The 20,064-nt window shown below is 71.1% G+C and carries 13 protein-coding genes and 1 pseudogene; 6 read left to right on the forward strand and 8 right to left on the reverse strand.

All coding sequences use genetic code 11. The features are described 5' to 3' along the window. The gene (locus ACIPEK_RS12720; protein ID WP_401994347.1) at nucleotides 1-411 is read left to right on the forward strand and encodes a hypothetical protein; all 411 of its coding nucleotides are present in this window, start codon (nucleotides 1-3) and stop codon (nucleotides 409-411) included. 310 nt (nucleotides 412-721) lie between these two features. Here the strand turns inward: ACIPEK_RS12720 and ACIPEK_RS12725 are convergent, their stop codons facing one another. Beyond that, nucleotides 722-2,581 carry a phosphoenolpyruvate carboxykinase (GTP) gene (locus tag ACIPEK_RS12725; protein WP_401994350.1) on the reverse strand — a complete coding sequence of 620 codons (1,860 nt, stop codon included), beginning with the start codon at nucleotides 2,579-2,581 and terminating at the stop codon, nucleotides 722-724. Between the two features lie 196 nt (nucleotides 2,582-2,777). Here ACIPEK_RS12725 and ACIPEK_RS12730 point away from each other — a divergent pair, with 196 nt between their 5' ends. The 3 genes and pseudogenes from ACIPEK_RS12730 to ACIPEK_RS12740 all read left to right on the forward strand — a co-directional run bounded on the left by ACIPEK_RS12730 (nucleotide 2,778) and on the right by ACIPEK_RS12740 (nucleotide 4,775). Continuing rightward, nucleotides 2,778-3,476: a hemolysin III family protein gene (locus tag ACIPEK_RS12730; RefSeq protein WP_401994353.1), complete on the forward strand. Its 699-nt coding sequence runs from the start codon at nucleotides 2,778-2,780 to the stop codon at nucleotides 3,474-3,476. 150 nt (nucleotides 3,477-3,626) lie between these two features. After that, nucleotides 3,627-4,048: pseudogene (locus ACIPEK_RS12735) on the forward strand (MFS transporter); the annotation flags it as partial. A 94-nt stretch (nucleotides 4,049-4,142) separates the two neighbouring features. Next, nucleotides 4,143-4,775 (forward strand): TetR/AcrR family transcriptional regulator, encoded by a 633-nt coding sequence (locus tag ACIPEK_RS12740; protein ID WP_401994356.1) that lies wholly within the window; start codon nucleotides 4,143-4,145, stop codon nucleotides 4,773-4,775. Between the two features lie 165 nt (nucleotides 4,776-4,940). Here ACIPEK_RS12740 and ACIPEK_RS12745 read toward each other — a convergent pair whose 3' ends face one another. The 4 genes from ACIPEK_RS12745 to ACIPEK_RS12760 are packed head-to-tail and all read right to left on the reverse strand — an operon-like array spanning nucleotide 4,941 to nucleotide 12,135. Further along, on the reverse strand, nucleotides 4,941-8,831 hold the full coding sequence (locus ACIPEK_RS12745) for a hypothetical protein (protein ID WP_401994359.1): 3,891 nt from the start codon (nucleotides 8,829-8,831) through the stop codon (nucleotides 4,941-4,943). Continuing rightward, entirely contained in the window at nucleotides 8,828-9,259 is a 432-nt protein-coding gene (locus ACIPEK_RS12750) for a hypothetical protein (RefSeq protein WP_401994362.1), read from the reverse strand. Before ACIPEK_RS12750 ends, ACIPEK_RS12745 begins: the two co-directional genes overlap by 4 nt. A gap of 16 nt (nucleotides 9,260-9,275) precedes the next feature. Further along, nucleotides 9,276-11,498, reverse strand: coding sequence for a PQQ-binding-like beta-propeller repeat protein (locus ACIPEK_RS12755; protein WP_401994365.1), 2,223 nt, complete (start codon nucleotides 11,496-11,498; stop codon nucleotides 9,276-9,278). A gap of 10 nt (nucleotides 11,499-11,508) precedes the next feature. Beyond that, nucleotides 11,509-12,135, reverse strand: a complete 627-nt coding sequence (locus tag ACIPEK_RS12760) for a toll/interleukin-1 receptor domain-containing protein (RefSeq protein WP_401994368.1) — start codon at nucleotides 12,133-12,135, stop codon at nucleotides 11,509-11,511. A gap of 124 nt (nucleotides 12,136-12,259) precedes the next feature. On the opposite strand from ACIPEK_RS12760, the gene ACIPEK_RS12765 reads away from it, so the two are divergent. Continuing rightward, nucleotides 12,260-13,453 (forward strand): helix-turn-helix domain-containing protein, encoded by a 1,194-nt coding sequence (locus tag ACIPEK_RS12765; protein WP_401994371.1) that lies wholly within the window; start codon nucleotides 12,260-12,262, stop codon nucleotides 13,451-13,453. A gap of 76 nt (nucleotides 13,454-13,529) precedes the next feature. On the opposite strand, the gene ACIPEK_RS12770 is transcribed toward ACIPEK_RS12765, so the two are convergent. The 3 genes from ACIPEK_RS12770 to ACIPEK_RS12780 form a co-directional block, all read right to left on the reverse strand. After that, nucleotides 13,530-15,569 (reverse strand): thioredoxin domain-containing protein, encoded by a 2,040-nt coding sequence (locus ACIPEK_RS12770; RefSeq protein ID WP_401994374.1) that lies wholly within the window; start codon nucleotides 15,567-15,569, stop codon nucleotides 13,530-13,532. Nucleotides 15,570-15,694: 125 nt separating this feature from the next. Beyond that, nucleotides 15,695-16,531 (reverse strand): hypothetical protein, encoded by an 837-nt coding sequence (locus ACIPEK_RS12775; protein WP_401994377.1) that lies wholly within the window; start codon nucleotides 16,529-16,531, stop codon nucleotides 15,695-15,697. Between the two features lie 4 nt (nucleotides 16,532-16,535). Next, nucleotides 16,536-16,673 carry a hypothetical protein gene (locus tag ACIPEK_RS12780; protein ID WP_401994380.1) on the reverse strand — a complete coding sequence of 46 codons (138 nt, stop codon included), beginning with the start codon at nucleotides 16,671-16,673 and terminating at the stop codon, nucleotides 16,536-16,538. Between the two features lie 123 nt (nucleotides 16,674-16,796). Here ACIPEK_RS12780 and ACIPEK_RS12785 point away from each other — a divergent pair, with 123 nt between their 5' ends. Then, nucleotides 16,797-20,057 (forward strand): tetratricopeptide repeat protein, encoded by a 3,261-nt coding sequence (locus ACIPEK_RS12785; protein ID WP_401994383.1) that lies wholly within the window; start codon nucleotides 16,797-16,799, stop codon nucleotides 20,055-20,057. Nucleotides 20,058-20,064 lie beyond the last annotated feature (7 nt).

A 20,064-nucleotide genomic window follows, 5' to 3' on the forward strand; every position in this document is an offset into this window, starting at 1 on the left:
ATGTACGAACCGATCCGCACCAAATCGGTCCACACACCGGCCGACCACGCCGCCGACTTCCCGCACCGTTCCCGCGAGGAAGAGCTGGACATCCAGCTCGCCGGACACCTGGCCGCACTTCTCGCGGTCACCGACGAGCTGGACCTCGGCGCGGCGGGCGACCGCATCGCCGAGCAGGTGGCCAGGCTGCGCGGCGCGCCGCCCGCCCGGCACGCCGGTCGAACCGATGCACCCGCACTCGCGCTGCACCGCCGCGCCCATGCCCTCGCGGGCCGCGCACTGGTGGTGGCCGCGTCCCGCGCCGACACGGCCGTCGCGATTCTCGCGGCCGAGCGCATGGACGCCCACACGGCGGCGGTCGCCGCCGCCACCGCCCCCGCCGCCCCCTCGCGACTGGTCGGCGCCCTCTGACGGCCCCGGTCCACGGGCCGCCGAGGCGCGTGGACCGGGTGCCACCCGTTGCCGGTTGCGGACCCGTACCGTCGCCGGAGCCGTCGATGCGCCGCGCAGGTCGCCGCCCGAGTTCGCAGCACTTCGCCCCGCCGAGCCGAAGCTCGACGGGGCGAAGCGGACCCCCGAATCAACCAACAGTGTCCCGATAAGGGGATTCCGGGGGCCGTACCGCGGCGGGTCATTGACCCCACAGGTCAGGGCGGATGTCCGGAGACCCGGCCGCGGAGTGTGTGGGGGCGCCCGGCCGCGCGGGGTGCGCCCGGGGGCGTCAGCCCAGGCGCTGGACCAGCGCGCGGTACTCGTCCCACAGTTCCTTCGGTGTGTGGTCACCGAAGGTGTTGAGGTGCTCAGGAATCAGCCCCGCCTCCTCGCGCCAGACTTCCTTGTCGACGTCGAGCAGGAAGTCCAGGTCGGAGTCGGAGAGGTCCAGGCCATCGGTGTCCAGGGCGCCCTTGGCGGGCAGGATGCCGATCGGCGTCTCGACGCCCTCGGCCCTGCCCTCCAGGCGCTCGACGATCCACTTCAGGACGCGGCTGTTCTCGCCGAAGCCGGGCCACACGAACTTGCCCGCGTCGTTCTTGCGGAACCAGTTCACGTAGTAGATCTTCGGGAGCTTCGACTGGTCCGGCTTGTCCGCGCCGACCTTGATCCAGTGGTTCATGTAGTCGCCCATGTTGTAGCCGCAGAACGGCAGCATGGCGAACGGGTCGCGGCGCAGCTCGCCGACCTTGCCCTCGGCGGCGGCGGTCTTCTCGGAGGCGACGTTGGCTCCGAGGAAGACACCGTGCTGCCAGTTGAAGGACTCGGTGACCAGCGGTACGGCCGAGGCGCGGCGGCCACCGAAGAGGATGGCCGAGATCGGCACGCCCTTCGGGTCCTCCCACTCGGGCGCGATGATCGGGCACTGGCCGGCCGGGACGGTGAAGCGGGCGTTGGGGTGGGCGGCGGGCGTGTCGGACGCGGGCGTCCAGTCGTTGCCCTTCCAGTCCGTGAGGTGGGCGGGGGCGGTCTCGGTCATGCCCTCCCACCACACGTCGCCGTCGTCGGTGAGCGCGACGTTGGTGAAGACGGAGTTGCCCCACATGGTCTTCATGGCGTTGGCGTTGGTGTGCTCACCGGTGCCGGGCGCGACGCCGAAGAAACCGGCCTCGGGGTTGATCGCGTAGAGGCGGCCGTCCTCTCCGAACCGCATCCAGGCGATGTCGTCGCCGATGGTCTCGACGGTCCAGCCGGAGATCGTGGGCTCCAGCATGGCGAGGTTGGTCTTGCCGCAGGCGCTCGGGAACGCGGCGGCGATGTACGTGGGAACCTGCGCCTCACCCTGCGGCGGCGTGAGCTTGAGGATCAGCATGTGCTCGGCGAGCCAGCCCTCGTCGCGGGCCATCACCGAGGCGATGCGCAGCGCGTAGCACTTCTTGCCGAGCAGGGCGTTGCCGCCGTAGCCGGAACCGTACGACCAGATCTCGCGGTCCTCGGGGAAGTGCGAAATGTACTTGGTGGTGTTGCACGGCCACGGAACGTCTTCCTGGCCCTCCTCCAGGGGCGCGCCCAGCGTGTGGACGGCCTTGACGAAGAAGCCGTCGGTGCCGAGCTCGTCGAGGACGGCCTGTCCCATGCGCGTCATGGTGCGCATCGAGACGGCGACGTACGCGGAGTCGGTGATCTCGACGCCGATCGCGGAGAGCGGGGAGCCGACGGGGCCCATGCAGAACGGGACGACGTACATCGTGCGACCGCGCATGGAGCCGCGGAAGACACCCTTCTCACCGGTGAAGCTGTTTCCCTCTTCCCCCGTAAAGATGGCCCGCATCTCGGCGGGGGCCTTCCAGTGGTTCGTCGGGCCCGCGTCCTCCTCCTTCTCGGAGCAGATGAAGGTGCGGTCCTCGACGCGCGCGACGTCACTGGGGTCGGACGCGGCGTAGTAGGAGTTCGGGCGCTTGATCTCGTCCAGCTTCGTGAACGTGCCCTTGGCCACGAGCTCCCCGCACAGGCGCTCGTACTCGGCCTCGGAACCGTCGCACCAGACCACCCGGTCCGGCTGGGTGATGTCTGCGATCTCATTCACCCAGGAAACGAGCTCCTGGTGGTTGGTGGGGGCAGTGAGGGGAGCCGCGATGTCGCGCGCCACGATCGCTCCTTGGTGAGGGTGTCTGTTTGGTAGTTGCCCCGTGGGGGCCGCGACCCGGATGCTTCGTAGCCGCTCATCCGGTGCCGAACGCACTCATTTGATCATCCGACCGAATCACCCATATGTCCAGGGGGCCGCCCACGTGAGCATTGCCACTCGCATTCGTTACCTACGGTTGCGTAGGTACGATGCGGGAATGACTGCTGCCGCCGCCGCGCCCGAGCCAGCCGGGCTGGAAACAGCCGAGTCCGACGCCGTCCCGGTGAAACCACGGATGCGCGGCTGGCTGCACGCCGGAATGTTTCCCGCCGTGATCGTCGCGGGGATCGTGCTGATCGCGCTGACGGACAGCGTCCGTGGCCGGATCGCCTGCGGCATCTACGTCCTGACCGCGTGCCTGCTGTTCGGCGTGAGCGCGCTCTACCACCGCGGCACCTGGGGTCCGCGCGGCGAGGCGGTGCTCCGCCGGCTCGACCACGCCAATATTTTCCTGATCATCGCGGGCACCTACACCCCACTGACCCTGCTCCTGCTCCCCGAGTCGACCGGGACGCCGCTCCTGTGGGCGGTCTGGGCGGCGGCAACCGCGGGCATAGCCTTCCGGGTGTTCTGGGTCGGCGCCCCGCGCTGGCTGTACACGCCCTGCTACATAGCGATGGGCTGGGCCGCGGTCTTCTTCCTGCCGGACTTCATGCGGACCGGCGGGATCGCGGTGCTGGTGCTGGTCGTCGTCGGCGGGCTGCTCTACAGCGCCGGCGGTGTCATCTACGGCATCAAGCGGCCCAATCCGTCACCGCGCTGGTTCGGCTTCCATGAGGTCTTCCATTCACTGACCCTGGCGGCCTTCGTCGTGCACTACGTCGGCATCTCACTGGTGGCCTACAACCACGGCTGAGCACCCCCTTCCATCTCCTCCCCGCAATGGCCGTGGCTTGAAAGCCGCGGCCATTCGTCATTCCTGGGCCCGGACAGGCGACACACATTGACACTCACACTCTTTTGAGAGTTACTTTCACTTGACTGCGACTCTCGAAGGAGTTTTCCCATGAACCGACGCTGGTGGGCCCTGGGCGCGCTGGTCGCGAGCATGCTCGTCCTCGGATTCGACATGACGATCCTCAACGTGGCGCTGCCGACCATGGCCGAACAGCTCGGCGCGACCACCGGCGAGCAGCAGTGGATGGCCGACGCATACGTCGTGGTCTTCGCCGCTCTGATGCTCCCGGCCGGGCTGCTCGGTGACCGTTCCCCAAGCTCTCAGCTTCGTTCGAGCAGGGGAGATCTCACTGGCCATCGCGGATGCTCATCACCGGCCTCGGCATCTTTCTGATCGGCTCGCTCATCGGCTCGCTCGCCGACGCCGTGCCCGCCGTCGCGACCGCCCGCTGTGTGATGGGCATCGGCGCGGCGCTCGTGATGCCGCTCGCGCCGGCCGTGCTGCCGTCGCTGTTCGGCGCGCCCGGGCGCTGCTGGTCGGGGCGTTCCTGACGAACCTCCCCACCCCGTCGCGGGAGCGGACGGACGTGGCCCCCGCGCCCGCCGATGCCTGACAATGGCGACCATGGCCGCCACCTCTCGTCCCCCTTCCGTTTCCGCCCCCGCAACGCCGCCCCCACTTGGGTTGCGCGAGCGGAAGAAGCTCAAGACCAGGATCGCGATCCGTCGGGCGACCTATCGGCTGATCTCCGAGCAGGGGTACGACGCGACAACGATCGAGCAGATCGCGGAGGCGGCCGAGGTGTCGCCGAGCACCGTCTTCCGGTACTTCGCGACCAAGGAGGACATCGTCCTCACCGACGAGTACGACCCGATCATGGAGGCCGAGCTGCGCAACCGGCCGGCCGACGAACCGCCGCTGGAGTCGCTGCGGTTCATCATGGCCGAGGCGCTGACGGCGTTCCTCGCGAGCGAGGAGGAGGAGCTGCGGCAGCGCACCCGGCTGATGGTGGAGGTCCCCGCCATCCGGGCGCGGATGACGGAGACCATGTCGGACACGGCGAAGGTGCTGGCCCGGACGCTCGCCGACCGCAGCGGCCGCAGCCCCGACGACCTGGAGGTCAGGGTGTTCATCGCGGCGGTGCTGGGGGCGCTGCGCGAGGTGACGCTGTACTGGGGCGAGCACGGTCAGGAGGGCGACCTGATCGCGATGATCAACCAGGCACTGGATACGCTCGAAGGCGGGCTGACGCTGTAGGGCCTGTCCGGCGGATCTTCGCGGGCCCGCGACGCCCGGCACGGCACCTCGCTGCGTTGTCGGAGTCGTCCAAGTACGTCCAGTACGAGGACGATCCTTCGCGTTGCGATGCACCGCACCGGACGCCGCGGGCCGATCCGCGAAGATCCGCCGTACAGGCCCTGGCTAGGTGGTCACACAGGGTGGGTCGTACGGCAGTTGGACAACGTATCGCTTCCATTGCTGCTGGCTCAGGGCGCCGGAGCTCCCGGCGCAGATGCGGCTGATGGCGGACTCGACCTTCAGGTCCCAGAGCGTGGCCACGCCGTCGTCGGTGGTGGCAGCCAGAGTGTGGCCGTCGGGGCTGAACGCCAGAACGGCGACGTATCCGGTATCCACGGTCAGCGGCCGGCCGATGGCGGTGGGGTGGTCGGGATCGGTGACGTTCCACAGGTTGATGGTGCCGTTGTCGGTGTGGCCGGCTGCCGCGAGGGTGTGCCCGTCCGGGCTGAACACCACCGACCACAGGCTGCCGCCGGGCACAGTCAGGGGACTGCCCCTGCGCGTCAGGTGGTTGGGGTCGGTGGTGTTCCACAGGGTGACGGTGCCGCGGCTGTTCCCGGTGGCGAGCGTGCGGCCGTCCGGGCTGAACGCCACCCAGGTGCTGGTCGCGGCCGGCTGGGAGATCGGCTCCCCGATGCGGACCCCCTGGTCCGTCGTACTCCACAGTCCGACCTTGCCGTTACTGCCGTCGCCGCCGGCCGCCAGCATCGTGCCGTCGGGGCTGAACGCCAGGGACATGACGGACTGCGTGTGTGAATTGGAGATGCCGGGCTGGGTGGCGGGCTTTGCGGGGTCGCTGACGTCCCACAGGGCGATGCTGCCGAGCTTGTTGTCGCCGGCTGCGGCCAGGGTGTTGCCGTCGGGGCTGAACGCCAGGGAGAAGATGAGCCCGTTCGCCCCGGTGAGGGTCTCGGGGAGGGGAACGGGGTGGCTGGGGTCGGCGGTGTTCCACAGGTGGACCTTGCCGTCGGCGTCGCCTGCGGCCAGGGTGCGGCCGTCCGGGCTGAACGCCACGGCGTCGACCGGGTCCTTGGGTCCGGTGAGCGGATCACCGCGGGGAGCGGGATTGTTGGGGTCGGCGGTGTTCCACAGAGAGACGGTGCTGTTCTGGTTTCCCGCGGCCAGGGTGCGCCCGTCGGGGCTGAACGCCACGGATGCCACATTGCCGCCGGCGCCGATGATCCGGGTCGGCGGCAGACTCCACAGATCGACGTTGCCGTCGGCGTTCCCGGCGGCGAGGGTGCGGCTGTCGGGGCTGAACACCACGTCGGTGACAGCGTCGCCGGGACCGGTCAACGGCCGGCCGAGAGGGCCGATGGGCCCGGAGCGGGTGATGTTCCACAGATGGATGGTGTGGTCGGCGCTGCCGGCCGCCAGGGTGTGACCGTCGGGGCTGAACGCAACCGACATGACGGGCTGGGCGGGACCCGTCAGCGGCTTGCCCAGCGGGGTGGGGTGGCCGGGGTCGGCGACCTTCCACAGGTGGACCTTGCCGTCGTTGGATCCGGCGGCCAGGGTGCGGCCGTCGGGGCTGAACGCCAGGGTTCTGACGCGATACCCGGTCTTCAGGGAACGGCCGCGGACGGGTTGGGCCGGGTCGGTGGTGTTCCACAGGCTGATGGTGCCGGCGTCGTCGTCGCATGCGGCGGCCAAGGTGCGCCCGTCGGGGCTGAACGCGACGCGCCGGGAGAAGGCGTCGGGGCAGTCGAGGTCCAGGGGCGCTTTCGCGGGCTTGACGTCGTCGGGGTGGGTGACGTTCCACAGGCTGACGAGTCCGGCGTACGATACGGCGGCCAGGGTGCGGCCGTCAGGACTGAACGCCAGCGATTCGATGGCGTACCTGGCGTCCCAGCTTTGAATGCCGGGACTCTTCAGCCGGCCCAGCAGGACGGGGTGGCTGGGGCTGGTCAGACTCCACAGGTCGACGAATCCGCCGGAACCCTCGTCGCCGTTGTGGCTGGTGTGACCGCCGATGGCCAGCACCTGGCCGTCCGGGCTGAACGCGAGCGACAGGATCGAATTGACGGAACGGTCCACGGGCACGGGTCGGCCCAGCGCCACCGGACGGCCGGGATCGGAGACGTCCCACAGCCGGACGAGGTTCTGGTCGATGTTCCCGGCCGCCAGCATGTGCCCGTCGGGGCTGTAGGCCACGGTGTGCACCACACCGCGCGGACCGGGAAGCCGGGTGGCCAGCGGGGTGTTCTGGGTCGTGATGAGCCGGGACGCCGCATCCGGGCTCGGGTCCATCCGATAGGCGGTGAGGGCGAGTTGGGCGGACAGCGAGGGGTCGGTCGGGCCGAGTTGCACGGACGCGGAGGTGACGGCGGCGTTGATCGCCTGGTCGCGGGAGTGCAGGGCCTTGGTGGCGGCGTCCCGGGCGCGGGCCTCCTGCCGGAAGGCGAACGTCGCGGCCAGCGAGGCGACCACGGCCAGGGCGGTGATGGTGGCGACCGCGGCGCGCCGGAGCCGTTGCCCGCGCCGCTGGTGGTGGCGGGCGGCTGCCAGAAAGGCCCGGGCGACGCCGCTGAGTTCCGGCCCGTGCGTTTCGGCCCAGGTGAGGGCGGCCTCCAGGCGGTTGCCGCGGTACAGCGCGGCTGCCTCCCGGCCGGCACCTTCCCAGAGCTCGGCCGCGTCCTGCAGATCCTGTCGTACGAGGTTCCCGGTGCGGTCGTGCTCGATCCAGTCCCGCAGCCGGGGCCAGGCACGGATGAGCACCTCATGGGTCATCACCACCGTGTCCTGGTCCCGGGTCAGCAGCCGGCCGCTGGTGAAGTCGTCCAGGACCCTGACGGCCGCATCCCGGTCCGGCGCGTGACGCAGCAGCTCCTCGTACCGGACGCGCCGGCGGCTGTCGTCGGCGTCGCGCCCCACGATGACGAGCCGCAGGAACACCCACCGTGCGGCCTCCTGGCAGGGCGGCGGCAGGGTGTCGTAGAGCCTGTTCGCCGTGTTGGCGATGGCGCCCTGGATGCCGCCGGTGACGCGGTACCCGTCCACGGTGAGCGTGTAGCCGTTGCGCTGCTGCCAGGTGGCCCGCAGCGCGTGGGCGAGCAGCGGCAGCCGGCCCGTGGTGCTCGCCCCGAGAGGGCCGCCGACCGTACCCAGCTCCGTCAGCAGCACCTCGACCAGGCCGTCTTCGACGTCGAGTCCCACGCTGCCGGCCGGGCGGCGGATCGCGTCCTTGAGTTCGCCCTCCGTCATCGGCTCCAGCAGGACCGGTCCGGCCCTGAGCGCCGCCCGGAGCTGCGGATGCGCCGTGCACGCGGCATAGAAGTCCGCGCGTACTCCCAGCACCACGACCGCACCGCCCGTGGGCCGGGCCAAACGGTCGAGCACGTCGATGAGCCACTGCCGTTCGGTCTCGTCGCCGCAGGCCGTGAAGATCTCCTCGAACTGGTCGACCACGACGACCAGGCCCGCGGAGGGGGGCTCCCCGCCGGGCGCCGGATCGCCGGATCCGGTGATCTCACGCAGCTCGGCCAGGCACCGTGCGGGATCGGCCCGCCACGCCGGTGCCGTGCGCCGCGCGGTCTCGGCGTCGAGCCCGGCGGCCGCCGCCAGCGCCAGGGCCGGGGATGCCGTCGGGGTCAGCACCAGGCGCGGCCAGGTGCTCGACCCCGCCACCGGAAGCCGCCCGTCGTCCAGAGCCGGCAGTACCCCGGCCGCGAGCAGGGACGACTTCCCGGCCCCCGAAGGACCGATCAGCACCAGCGGGCCGCCCTCACGCATCCGGGCGTCCATCCGCTCGCACACGAGGTGGACCATGCGCTCACGGCCGTAGAACCACTGCTTGTGCTCTTCGTCGAACGGGACCAAGCCCGGGTACGGGCACGGAACGTCATCGGCGCCGGGGCCGGCCACGGTTCTGCGCCCCTCGTCGCCGAGGTGGACGTGGAAGTCGCGGCCGGCCATGAAGGCGCTGCCGCCGCCGGTCACACGCGCCTCCTGCCGTCTCGGCTGCCAGAGCGGCGGCCCGTCGGGGGCCGAGGCCTCGGTGCTGCGTTCGGTCACGCCTGTCCGCCCCTGGTGACGTTCATGTCCCGGCCGGCCAGGAACGCGTCGCCGTCGGAAACGTGTGCCTCCAGCGTCATCGAGCCCGTGATCTGCGGTCCCGGGGTTCCGGCAGCGCGCAGTTCCCCGCCGAGCAGCGCGCGCAGTTCTGCGACAGCTTCCGGCCGCGTGGCCATGAGCCGGATGATCCGCGCCTGCCACTCGGCGACCAACAGCCCCTGGAGCTCCTCACCGCCGCCCGTCTGCTGCGCCTGAAGCAACTCGCTGCGTACGTCGGTGAGTTCCTCCTCGACGCGCTCCGGGTGCGCGGACCGCCACAGCGCCAGGACCGAGGACTTGACCGCGCCCCAGCCGTCCGTCGCCAGCAGATCGATCAGGCGCGCCGCGGCTGCCGATGCCAGGCCGGCGAGTTCCACACTCGTCTCCATGTCTTCTCCTTGTCCCTTACCGCCCGTGGGCCGCGATGGCTGTCATGGTCAGGTGGGAGGCGATGAACGCGTGGTCGCCGCCCACCGTCCACAGGAACCCCACGTCCGGCTGCCCCGGGTCCCTGTATCTCCACCGGGCCCTGCCGGTGGCGGCGTCGATGGCCCACAGCGTCTTGGCGCTGTCGGTGGCGAAGACGGTGTCGGCCGAACACTGCGCGTTCTTGCCACCCAGCGTGGCGGAGGCGTTGAACGCGTTGGTGGTGCCTGTGTCGCTGGCGCCGTCGAGCACCGCGACCCACTGGATTGTGCCGTCGGCCGTGGCCAGGGCGGCCAGGTCGCTGCCGACCGGTACGTAGACGGTCGCGCCGTCCAGGCTGGAGAACGGGGTGCCGATCTGGACCTGGTCCCCGTTCTTCGCGTCGAAGCGCTGATGCCACTTCTCGCTGCCCGTGGCCGCGTCGACGGCGAACAGCGTATTGCCGTTGCCGCCGGCGAACAGGAACAGCCCTGCGGCGTAGCACGTCAGCGGCCAGCCGGTGGTGAAGTAGGACGAGGAGTGCGGGACGGACACCTTCCAGCCGCGGGCGCCCTTCCTGCCGGCGTCGATCATCTGGACGCGGCCGGGTTTCCTGCCCGGAACGGCCGAGGCGGCCAGCAGATGAGAACCCGTGGGCGGCACGAGCACGTTGTTGATGTCCGTGCCCTTGACCTGCCACAGTCTCTTGCCGGTCGTGGCGTTGAACGCACGGATGTAGCCGGTGGTCGGATCCTTGGCCGAGAACTTCCCGTCAATCTTGAGTACCGTTCCGCATACATAGACCGTGTCCCCCGCGACTGCCACATAGTTGCTCACGTACCTCGCGGCATGCGTGCCGCCACCGGGATCGACGTCGGCAAGCGTGGTCGCCCACTTCGCCTTCCCGCCGGCGGCGTCGAACGCCGCCAGCACGCCTGACTGACTCGGTGTGTCGCAGAGCAGGTAGAACACTCCGTCCCCGTACGCCGTCGGGTAGTTGCCCATGCTTGTGCCGAACTGGTTGGTCGTGTTGAGCGGGGAGGACGCGGATTTTCCGGTCGCGGCGTCCAGGAAGGACGTGGCCGTGTCCGTGACCACCATGACCACCTTGTCGGACGCTTCCAGGCAGGTGGGGGCGTGCTTTCCGGCTTCCGACCATGCCTTGACGGCGTCGGGTCCGGCCAGCACGACCGGTTGCGGTCCGTCCGTCGAGGACGGCGACGCGGAGGGGGCGGACGTGGATCGCCCGCCCGAGGGAGAGGCCGGCCGCGCGGTGGGCCCGGGCCCGCCGGCCCGGCCGTCGGGTGCTGGTGACGAGTCGCCGGAGAGGGCGAGTGCCGCCGCGGTCCCGCCGAGTACGGCCGCGCCCCCGGCCAGAGCGATGATCAGCTTCCGGCGGCTGACACCCGCGCCGGCGGCGATCTCCGGCGGCGGAAGCGGGCCCCGGCCGCCGCCCCCGGCGGACTCCGATCCCACCGCCGCGGTCGCTGCGGCCATGTCGGCGGTCACCGCCGGGGACAGCCACCTGCCCTTCAGGGACGGCAGGTTCTGATGCCTCAGGTAGGCGACGAGTTGCTCCGCGGTGGGACGGTCCTGCGGTTCCGGGTACAGGCAGCCGCCGATCACGTCGCGCAGTGACACGGGCAGTGCGCCCGTGTCCGGCTCGCCTCCGGAAGCGGCAAACAGCACGGTCGACCCGAGGTCGAACATGTCGTCCGTCGGTGAGGGTGCCGGGCTGCCGGTGGCCTCCACCATCCCCAGGGCGGTGATGCGGGGCCCGTCCATGGTCAGCAGCACCGAGTCCGGGCTCACCTCGCCGTGGACCGTCCCGGCCGCGTGGAGTACGGCCAGCGCCTGGGCTAGGCCGTCGGCGAGCACCCGCAGAGCCGGTTCGGACAGCGGGCCGTGCCGGTCCACCGCCCGCCGGAGCGGCAGTCCGGCGGTGAACCGGGTCGCCAGCCAGGGAACCGGCGCGTCGACGTCGGCATCCACCACCGGTACGAGGAAGGCACCGGACAGCGCCCGTGCGGCCTCGACGGCGGCTCGGAACCGGTCCCGGAACCCCGGGTCCCCGGCGAGCTCGGGCCCCACGACCGTGACCGTGAAGAGGAGCCCCTCGTCCGTGCGGGCCGCGAAGACTTCGCTCCCGCCGACCGCGCGCTCTCTTCCGAGCAGCGCATACGGCCCGATCCGACGCACACCGTCTGTTCCGGGATGATTCATCGTCCGCCCCTCACGCCAGCCTGATCGTCTGATCACGGGCCGCCTGGTAGGCGCTGCCGCCGCCGGACACATGGGCCGTCATGGTGATTGATGGCTCCGGATCGGCGGCCGGCTCCGTGCCGTGCCCGGGTTCGACAGCGGGGTCGGTATCGGTATCGGTATCGGTATCGGTATCGGACAGGAGAGCGGTCACCGCGTCGCCCAAGTGCTCCAGCCCGTCCGGCAGATGGGTCTCCGGAACGCGGAGGAACTGCAGGCGCGCCAGCTCCGCGATCTCGGCCGGCAGCGCCGAGGCGTCGGGCAGCATCGTCGCGTCCCCCAGAAGGACCGGGACGACGCGGTTTCCCGCCCGCAGTGCTGTCGCGATCTCCAGGCGGACCCAGTCGTGAGCCCGGTCCAGGAGCCGCACCCCGTCCTCGCTCCGCGCGTCGAGCCACCCTGGCCCGATCAGTACGCACATGAGCTCGCACTCGGCGGCCTGCCTCCGCAGGATCTCGGCGAAATCGGCCCCGGGCGGTATCGACCGGCCCGACTTGAAGATCTCGTCGGCACCCAAGCGGTCGGACAGCGCGCGGTAGACGCGATTTCGCATCCACCGGGAGTCCGGTTTGCGAAAGCTGAGAAAGATGCGCGGCACAATTGCCCCCTCTCTGGCAAGCCTTGACGTCAGGGATCGTGCTCACCCTAGGGGCGCAGTACTCGCCCGGTGGCTATTCGCCGGGGATTGAATAGCGGCCGCAAGGCTCCGTACGCTGGCGGGTATGGATCCGGCGGACAGCGCGGCAGGGACGGTCCCGGCAGGGAGATCGACCAGCACGCGTCTGCCGCCGGGCGACTTCGGCGTCGTCCTGGCCACACTCCGGGCACGGCGAGGGTGGAGCGTGCGCGAGTTCGCCCTGCGTGCGAACGTGTCCGAAGGGCAGATCTGCAATCTGGAGAGCGGGTTGCGCAACCCGACGCCCGCTGTGGCGGCGGCATGCGACGCGGCCTTCGGCACCGGCGGGGAACTCGTCGAGCTGGCCGGGGCCGGCCGCCGCGGCGCCCGGGCCGAGAGCGTCGTCGAGGCCGGCCCGGTGGTCGCCGGATACGAGCGGGTCCTGTGGGAGCTGAAGGACATCGGCAGATCCACCGGACCGAGGTTCGTCACCGCTTCGATGAAGTCGATCACGCGGATCCTGACGGACGCCGGCCCGCACGCCGTTGGCGAGCAGCGCGCCGAGATCTGGCTGCTGGCCTCGAGGTTCGCCGAATACACGGGGTGGATGGCACAAGAGGCGGGAAATCCCGCGGAGGCGCTGCGCTGGACGAATCTCGCTGTCCGCTGGGGCGCACACGGCGGGGACGAAACGGTGGCCGCGTATGCCCTGGTCCGCAAGGCGTTCATCGCCCAGCACCGCGGTGACACCCATGCGGCGATCGGATTCGCCGACCAGGCCGCCGGGCACCCGGCGGCCAACCCGGTGATCCGCGCGCACGCCGCGCGCCGCGCGGCCCAGGGGCATGCGCGCCGTGGCGATGCGGGGGCCTGCCGGGAGGCACTGGAGCGGTTCAGAAGCCACGCCGCCGAGGTCATCGGCGACCGGACCCCTCACTGGGGCCCGCGCACCGAGAACGGCAACCCTCGGCTCATCGAGGCGTCCTGCATGCTCAGCCTCCGTCGCTTCGAGCTGGCCGCCGACCTTTTCGCCGCCGAACGCCGGCGCCGGCCGGCCGTCCCGGCGGACAGCAACTCCCAGGCCCGCTTGGCGGTTCGGCAGGCGACAGCCCTGGCCGGTTTCGGCCGCCTCGACGACGCCTGTCAGATCGTCGAGGCCACGCTGCCAGTGATCAAGCGCATCGACTCGGCCACCGTCCGCGCGGAGCTGGGCCGTTTCGTGGAACAGGCCCGGACCCGGAGAGCCAGCCCGGGCCAACTCGCCCTCATCAACGCATCGGCCGCCCTCGCGACCGGCTGACAGTCGCGATCGGCTGGCAGTACGGACAGATCTAGCTAGACGGGGCTTCGCCCTCAGCCCCCGGATGGCTCCGTACTCAGTCGTCGGACGGGCTTGATCCGAGGCTCCGCGCCAGCTCCTCCCGGTCCGTCGTCGGCGCATCGCAGACGAAGTGCCTGCACACATAAGCCGTCGGCGCATCGCCCACCATCGGCCGGTCCGCCAGCAGCGGGAACTCCGTCCCTGCCGTCTCCCCCGCCGCCACCACCGCACCGGGCGCCCGCCCCAGCAGCGCCGTACGGTGCAGTTCGCCGCCGACCGGCCCGGCGACCGCGACCTCGCGCGGCCCGTCGAGCAGCGCCTCGGCGACGGCGAGCCCCCAGCCGATGAACCGGGGAACCCGCGGGCCGAGCGCCTGCACCACGCCCAACGCCCCCTCCGCTGCGGTGCGATGGGCCTCCGAGCCGGTGTACGCGGCGTACGAGAGCAGCGCACCGGCCGCCGCCGTCCAGCCCGCCGGGGTCGCGCTGTCGGTGGGGTCCTGCGGGCGGCGGATGAGCTTCTCGGCGTCGTCCGCCGTGTCGTACAGCTGCCCGCCCTCGCCGGTGAAGTGCTGGAGCACGATGTCGAGCAGGAAGCCGGCGAACTCCAGCCAGACGCCCTCGCCGGTGACCGCGGCCAGGGCGAGGAAACCCTCCGCGACATCGCCGTAGTCCTCCAGGACCCCGGCGTGCCCGCCGGTCCGTCCGTCCTTCGACGTACGGGTCAGCCGGGCCACGTCGCCCATGTGCACCCGTACCAGCAGATCCGCCGCCTCGGTGGCGCGCTCGATCAGATCGGGCCGGTCGAAGTACGCCCCCGTCTCGGCGAGCGCGGCGATCGCCAGACCGTTCCAGGCGGCGACCACCTTGTCGTCCCGCCCGGGACGAGGGCGCAGCTCACGGGCGGCCAGCAGCTTGGCCCGTACGTCGGCGGCCCGGTCCGCGTCCACGACGGTGCCCGTCCGCGCGAGCCGGAGGACCGAGGCACCCTCCTCGAACGTGCCCTCCTGCGTCACCCCGAAGTGCTCGGCGGCGAAGGCCGCGTCCTGATCGCCGAGGACCTCCCTCAGCTGCTCGGGCGTCCATACGTAGTACGCGCCCTCGACATGCCGGCCGGCCCCGTCCTCGCTGTCGGCGTCGAGCGCGGAGGCGAAACCGCCCTCCGGCGTGCGCAGCTCGCGCACCATGAAGTCGGCGGTCTCCAGAGCGACCCGGCGGGCCGGTTCCGAGCCCGTCGACCGCCACAGGTGTGCGTACACCCGGCAGAGCAGCGCGTTGTCGTAGAGCATCTTCTCGAAGTGGGGTACCAAAGCGCCACCAGTCCTCGGCGTGAGTACGTACCGGTGGAACCCGCCTCCCACCTGGTCGTACAGGCTCGAACGAGCCATCGCGCCGCACAGCCCTTCTGCCATCTCCAGCGCCGCCACGGAACCGGCCCGCGCGTGGTGGCGCAACAGGAACTCGATCACCATCGACGGCGGGAATTTGGTGTCTCCCTTGAACCAGCCGCTCGCGGGATCGATGTCCCGAGTCAGTTGGAGGAGGGCCAGGGCCTGAGTCTCCTCGGTGGGCATCCCGGCATCCCCAGTGCTCAGCTCCCGCCCGGCAAGGTCCCGAGTGATCTTCCCCGCGACTTCTCCCACCTCGTCCCGTCGGCTCGTCCAGGCGTTGTGCACGCCTTCAAGCACCTGACGGAAGGACGGCATGCCATGGCGAGCCTCGGGCGGGAAGTAGGTGCCGAAGTAGAAGGGCTCGCCATCCGGCGTCATGAACACGGACATGGGCCAGCCGCCCTGCCCAGTGGCGGCTTGCACGGCCTCCATGTAGACGGCGTCCACGTCGGGCCGCTCCTCACGGTCCACTTTGACGGACACGAAGTGCTCGTTCATGTACGCAGCGGCGTCGTCGTCCTCGAAGGACTCGTGCGCCATGACGTGACACCAGTGGCAGGCGCTGTAGCCGACGCTCAAGAACACGGGGACGTCGCGCCGCCGGGCTTCTTCGAACGCGTCGGTCTCCCACGGCCACCAGTCAACGGGGTTGTCCGCGTGCTGGAGGAGGTACGGGGACGTGGCCTGCGCGAGTCGATTGGGCATGGTCCCATCCTTGCGCACCCTCCCCCGCCCCGCCCATGCGCCACAGGGGCAGCACACAAACGGGGCGGAGGTGCCGGCTCAGTATGAACAAGGCCGGGTCCGATGCCCGGCCTTGCGCTTCGAGCTCACCTCTCGGTGGTGGCGTCCTTCTTCGACAGCCAGTCGAACTCAAGCCGTTCCAAGATCGGGGTGTGGTCCCCCTGCCGCGCGGCGGGCTGGACCGTGATGCCCTTCCTTCCAAGGGCGCACTTCAGGAGCATCCGCTTGTCCGCCATATCCGCCGCTTCCCACGCCTCACGCAGGGTGCCGACCTGTGTGAGGGGCGAGAGGTCTGCCTCCGCGTCCAACGCCTCAAGGGTGGCGGTGGTGCTCTCGATAACGGCACGCTGCCCTTCGCTCAGTTCCTCGAAGCGCTCTTCGTCCATCTTCCCGTACACGTAGAAGTCGTCTTCGAGCTTCTTCACACGCCGCTGGGCCGCCTCAAGGGCCTTCTGGGCCTCGTCCTTCTTCGCCTGCGTTTCGGGGTCCGCGAAGGCGAGCCACCGGCGGGCTATCTCGATGACCACCGGGTCACCGGGCTCAAGGGCCGTGATGTGGTGGATCCAAGCCTGTCCAACCGCGTGGTCGATGCGGTCGGCGAGGGTCACAACTCCCTCGCAGATGGACTTGCCCCGCGTCTGCCGGACCTCACACCGGTAGCGTCCGCCACGGTGACTCATCGAGCCACCACACGGTTCAAGCTCGCCCGTACCCTTCTTGTCCCGCAACCGCCCACATCGGTAGCTCCCCGTGCCCAGGTACTTGGCTTCCGGCTTCCCCCTCGCCCACCGTTCATCGGTCCGTTCGGAAATGAGCGCCTTGATCTTGAACCACTCGCCCGGCGTCACAACCCCTTTGCCGCACATGACGACTTCGCCCTTCTCGTTGCGCAGAGGCTCGCCGTACCCCTCCCAGTTGTCCAAGGGGTCAGGAACTGTTCTCGACTAAGTGTCCATGAGTGTCCTTTAAGTGCCACTCCCGGTCCACCGAGTAGCGGGCGAAACCCCCGCCGAGCAGGTCGCACATCCCGCCCATGGCCATCGCCGCGCAGGTTTCGGCGGCCATGTCGAGGGCGTCCTGGGCCCGGTTGATCGCATCGCTCTCTCGCGCTGACGCGCCGTACCCAGCACACTGGGCGGCGATGACAGCAGGGGCAGTTGCAATCGTCGTATCCGGAGGGGGACGCACATGCGGGACAGCCATCGGGCCGAAGCCGAACGGCTGTTGGTACGCGCCGTCGAGGAGGAGGTACGGCGGTCGGGTGGCCGCGCGGACGCCGGTGCGCTGACGGCACGCGGGCGGGCCGCGCTCGATTCCCTGGCGGCCGGGGCGTCCGACGAGTACGCCGCGTACCTCCAGGCGCTGGACGCGGCGGAGGCCGGACAGCAGCCGCTGTCGCAGCGGTTCAGCCGATCGGCCATGGGAACTCCACTACTGGTCACGGGAGTTGCCGCGGTCGCGGCCTTCGGAGCCGATGTTGCGTTCGGTACGGCGGCGGGGCCGGCCCTCGGCGCGGGCGCCGTCGTCGCGGTCGCGGGGGCCACAGCGACCGTCGCCAGGATCACCGCATCGCACTGGCCCGCCGCCCACCGGCACGCAGGTGCGCTCGGACAGCCCGGCGGCGCCGAACAGCTGCGGCTGCAGTGGCTGGCGGCGCTGGAAGTACGGGGCATCCGCCCGTTCCTCGACCAGCAGCGGATGCTCACCGCCTCGTCGCGCACACCGGCGAAGAAGGTCCCCGCGCAGTCGCGCACCGCCCCGTCGCTGCGCGGCGGGGACCGCAGCGCAGCGGCCCGTATGCGTGCGGTCCTTGAGCAGTCGTTCGGCCATCTGCCCGCATCCGAGGGGCCGTTCGCCGGGCGGCGGGCCGAGCTGGCGCAGATCGCGCAGTGGGTGCGGGAGGCCCGTGCGTCGACGGAGACCAAGCCGACCGTCGTCGTCCTGCACGGTGCGCCCGGCGCCGGGCGCACCACGCTCGCGGTACGGGCGGCGCACAGCCTGAAGGACCAGTTCCGGGGCGCCTGCGTGGTGGACCTGCGCGGCGACGTGGCCGGCCAGGCGCCGCTGCCGACGCGTGACGCGCTGCTGCATCTGCTGAACCGGCTGGGCGCGCCCCGCGAGCAGCTGCTGTTCCGAGAGGGGGTCTCCCCCGGTCGAGCGGAGTCGGGAACTCGGGGAAGGGCCTCTGCCGAGCAGCAGGTGCGGCGGCTGAGCGAGCTGTACCACCAGCATCTGACCGGCACCCCGGTGACCATCGTCCTCGACGACGCCGGCGACGCCGCCCAGGTCCGCACGCTGCTCCCCGAGCGTTCCGACAGCCTCGTCCTCGTCACCGCCCGCGAGCCCCTGGAGCTGCCCGCCGACATCCCGGCCCGGGTCCATCAGCTGCCGGTCGGCGCACTGGACGCGGCGGGCGCGGAGGAGCTGCTGCGCGAGGCCGCCGAGGCGCAGGAGCAGGGGCCGTACGACTCCCAGTCGACGGACACGGTCGTCGAGCTGTGCGGTGGGCTGCCGCTGGCGCTGCGCATAGCGGGCTCCTCGCTCGGTCCACGCACCCGGAGCGCACTCGCCACCGATCTCGCCGCGTACGGCCCGGTCGCACCGGCCGAGCGGGCGCTGTGGCTGCGCTACACCGACCAGTCCGAGCAGGCGCGGCGGCTGCTTCGGCGGCTCGCGCTGGCCGGGCGGGCCAGCCTGGGCGCCGCGGCGGCGGCCGCGCTGCTCTCGGCCGACGAGCAGGAGGCCGAGCGGCTGCTGACGGCGCTGGCGGGGGCCGGGCTCCTGGACCATGTGCGGGGCTCGCGCTACCGGCTGCACGATCTCGTACGGGGCTTCGCCCTGGCCCGGCTGCGGGACGAGGAGGAGGCGGCGGACCGTACCGCGGCCCAGGAGCGGCTGATCCGGAACTACGCGGACCTGGCCGGCGCCGTGATCCGCATGGTGGACGGCAAGATGTCCACCCGGGCCGGGCAGTTCGGCTCGCACGGGTTCGGTTCGCTGGACTCGGCGCTGCGCTGGCTGGACGACGAGTCGAGTTTCATCACCTCGGCGCTGCGGCACGCGGAGGGCGTCGACCAGGGGGCCGTACTGGATCTGCTGGGCGCGCTCTGCGACTACTGCCTGCTGCGCGGCGACCTCTACCGGCTGGGCGAGATCAGCGAGTTGACGCAGGCCGTGGACAAGGGGCTGCTGGAGCGGTCCGTACAGTGGCGTACCGGCATCGCGGCCCGTCAGCTCGGCGAGCTGGACAAGGCCCGCACCACGCTGTCGTCGGTCGTCGGGCTCTACCGCGAGGCGCAGAACGAGGCGGGTACGGCGCTGGCGCTCTGTTCGCTCGGCATCACCCTGCACCACCAGGGCAATCTGACCGAGGCGTCGGCGCGGCTCCGCGAGGCGATCGAGCTGCAGTCCTCCGAGGAGCAGGCCGAGGACCGGGCCTGGTCGCTGCACGCCCTGGCCGCCGTGGAACGCGACCGGGCCCATGTCGCGGAGGCGCTGAGTCTCCTGGACACCGCGCTGGCCCTGCACCGGGAGGGCGAGTCGCTGCACGGCGAGGCGTGGACGCAGTTCCAGCTGGGCCAGACCCTGCTGCGGATGGGCGACGTGGAGCGGGCGGAGGAGGCGCTGCGTACGGCCCTGGACCTGTACGGCCGTACCCGCGACGAGCGCGGCGAGGCGTGGGCGCTGACCCAGCTGGCCCGCGCGCGGCTGCTGGACGGCGACCCGGCCCCGGCCGTCGAGCAGCTGGACCGGGCCCTGGCCCGCCACCGCGACAACGAGGACGCGCGCGGCGAGGCGTGGACGCTGTACTACCTGGGCCAGGCACTGGAGGAGAACGGCGACACCGACCAGGCGGTGCGGCAGCTGGAGCGGGCGCGCACGATGTTCTCCCGGATGCGGGACACGTACGGGCTGGCGTGCGCCCGGCACCACTCGGGCCGGGTCACCCGCGACCAGCGGGCCGCCCAGACCGGGAACCTCCGCAACTCCGGCTTCGCCCGCCAGCTCCTGGTCGACGCCCGTGCCGACTTCCGGCGCATCGGGGTCGCCCACGGCGAAGCCTGGACCTGCCTGGAGCTGGTCCTGATCGACGCGGGCAACAACCGCGCCGCGCAGGCGCTGGAGCTGTGCGGCGAGGCGGCCGAGCTGTTCGAGTCCTACGGCGACAAACGGGGCGAGGACTGGGCCCGCTTCCTGCGCTGCACACTGCTGCCGTACGCGTCACCGGGCGGCAGCGAGGTGGGCACGGTGGTGGCCCAGCAGGAACTGGCCGACCTGCTCCTGGCCGGCCACCCGACGCGCGACAGCAAGCTGGAGGACTGCGCGGAGGCGTTCACCGTGGTGCTGAACCGCGGCGTGGACCTGGAGGACGGCTGGCAGGCGTGGCGCCTGGGCATGACGCCCACACGCCACGCACGGGAGGTCATGGGCGTACCTGTCCGGCCATGACCGGCCC

It is taken from the genome of Streptomyces sp. NPDC088246, assembly GCF_044741025.1.
Lineage (GTDB): Bacteria > Actinomycetota > Actinomycetes > Streptomycetales > Streptomycetaceae > Streptomyces.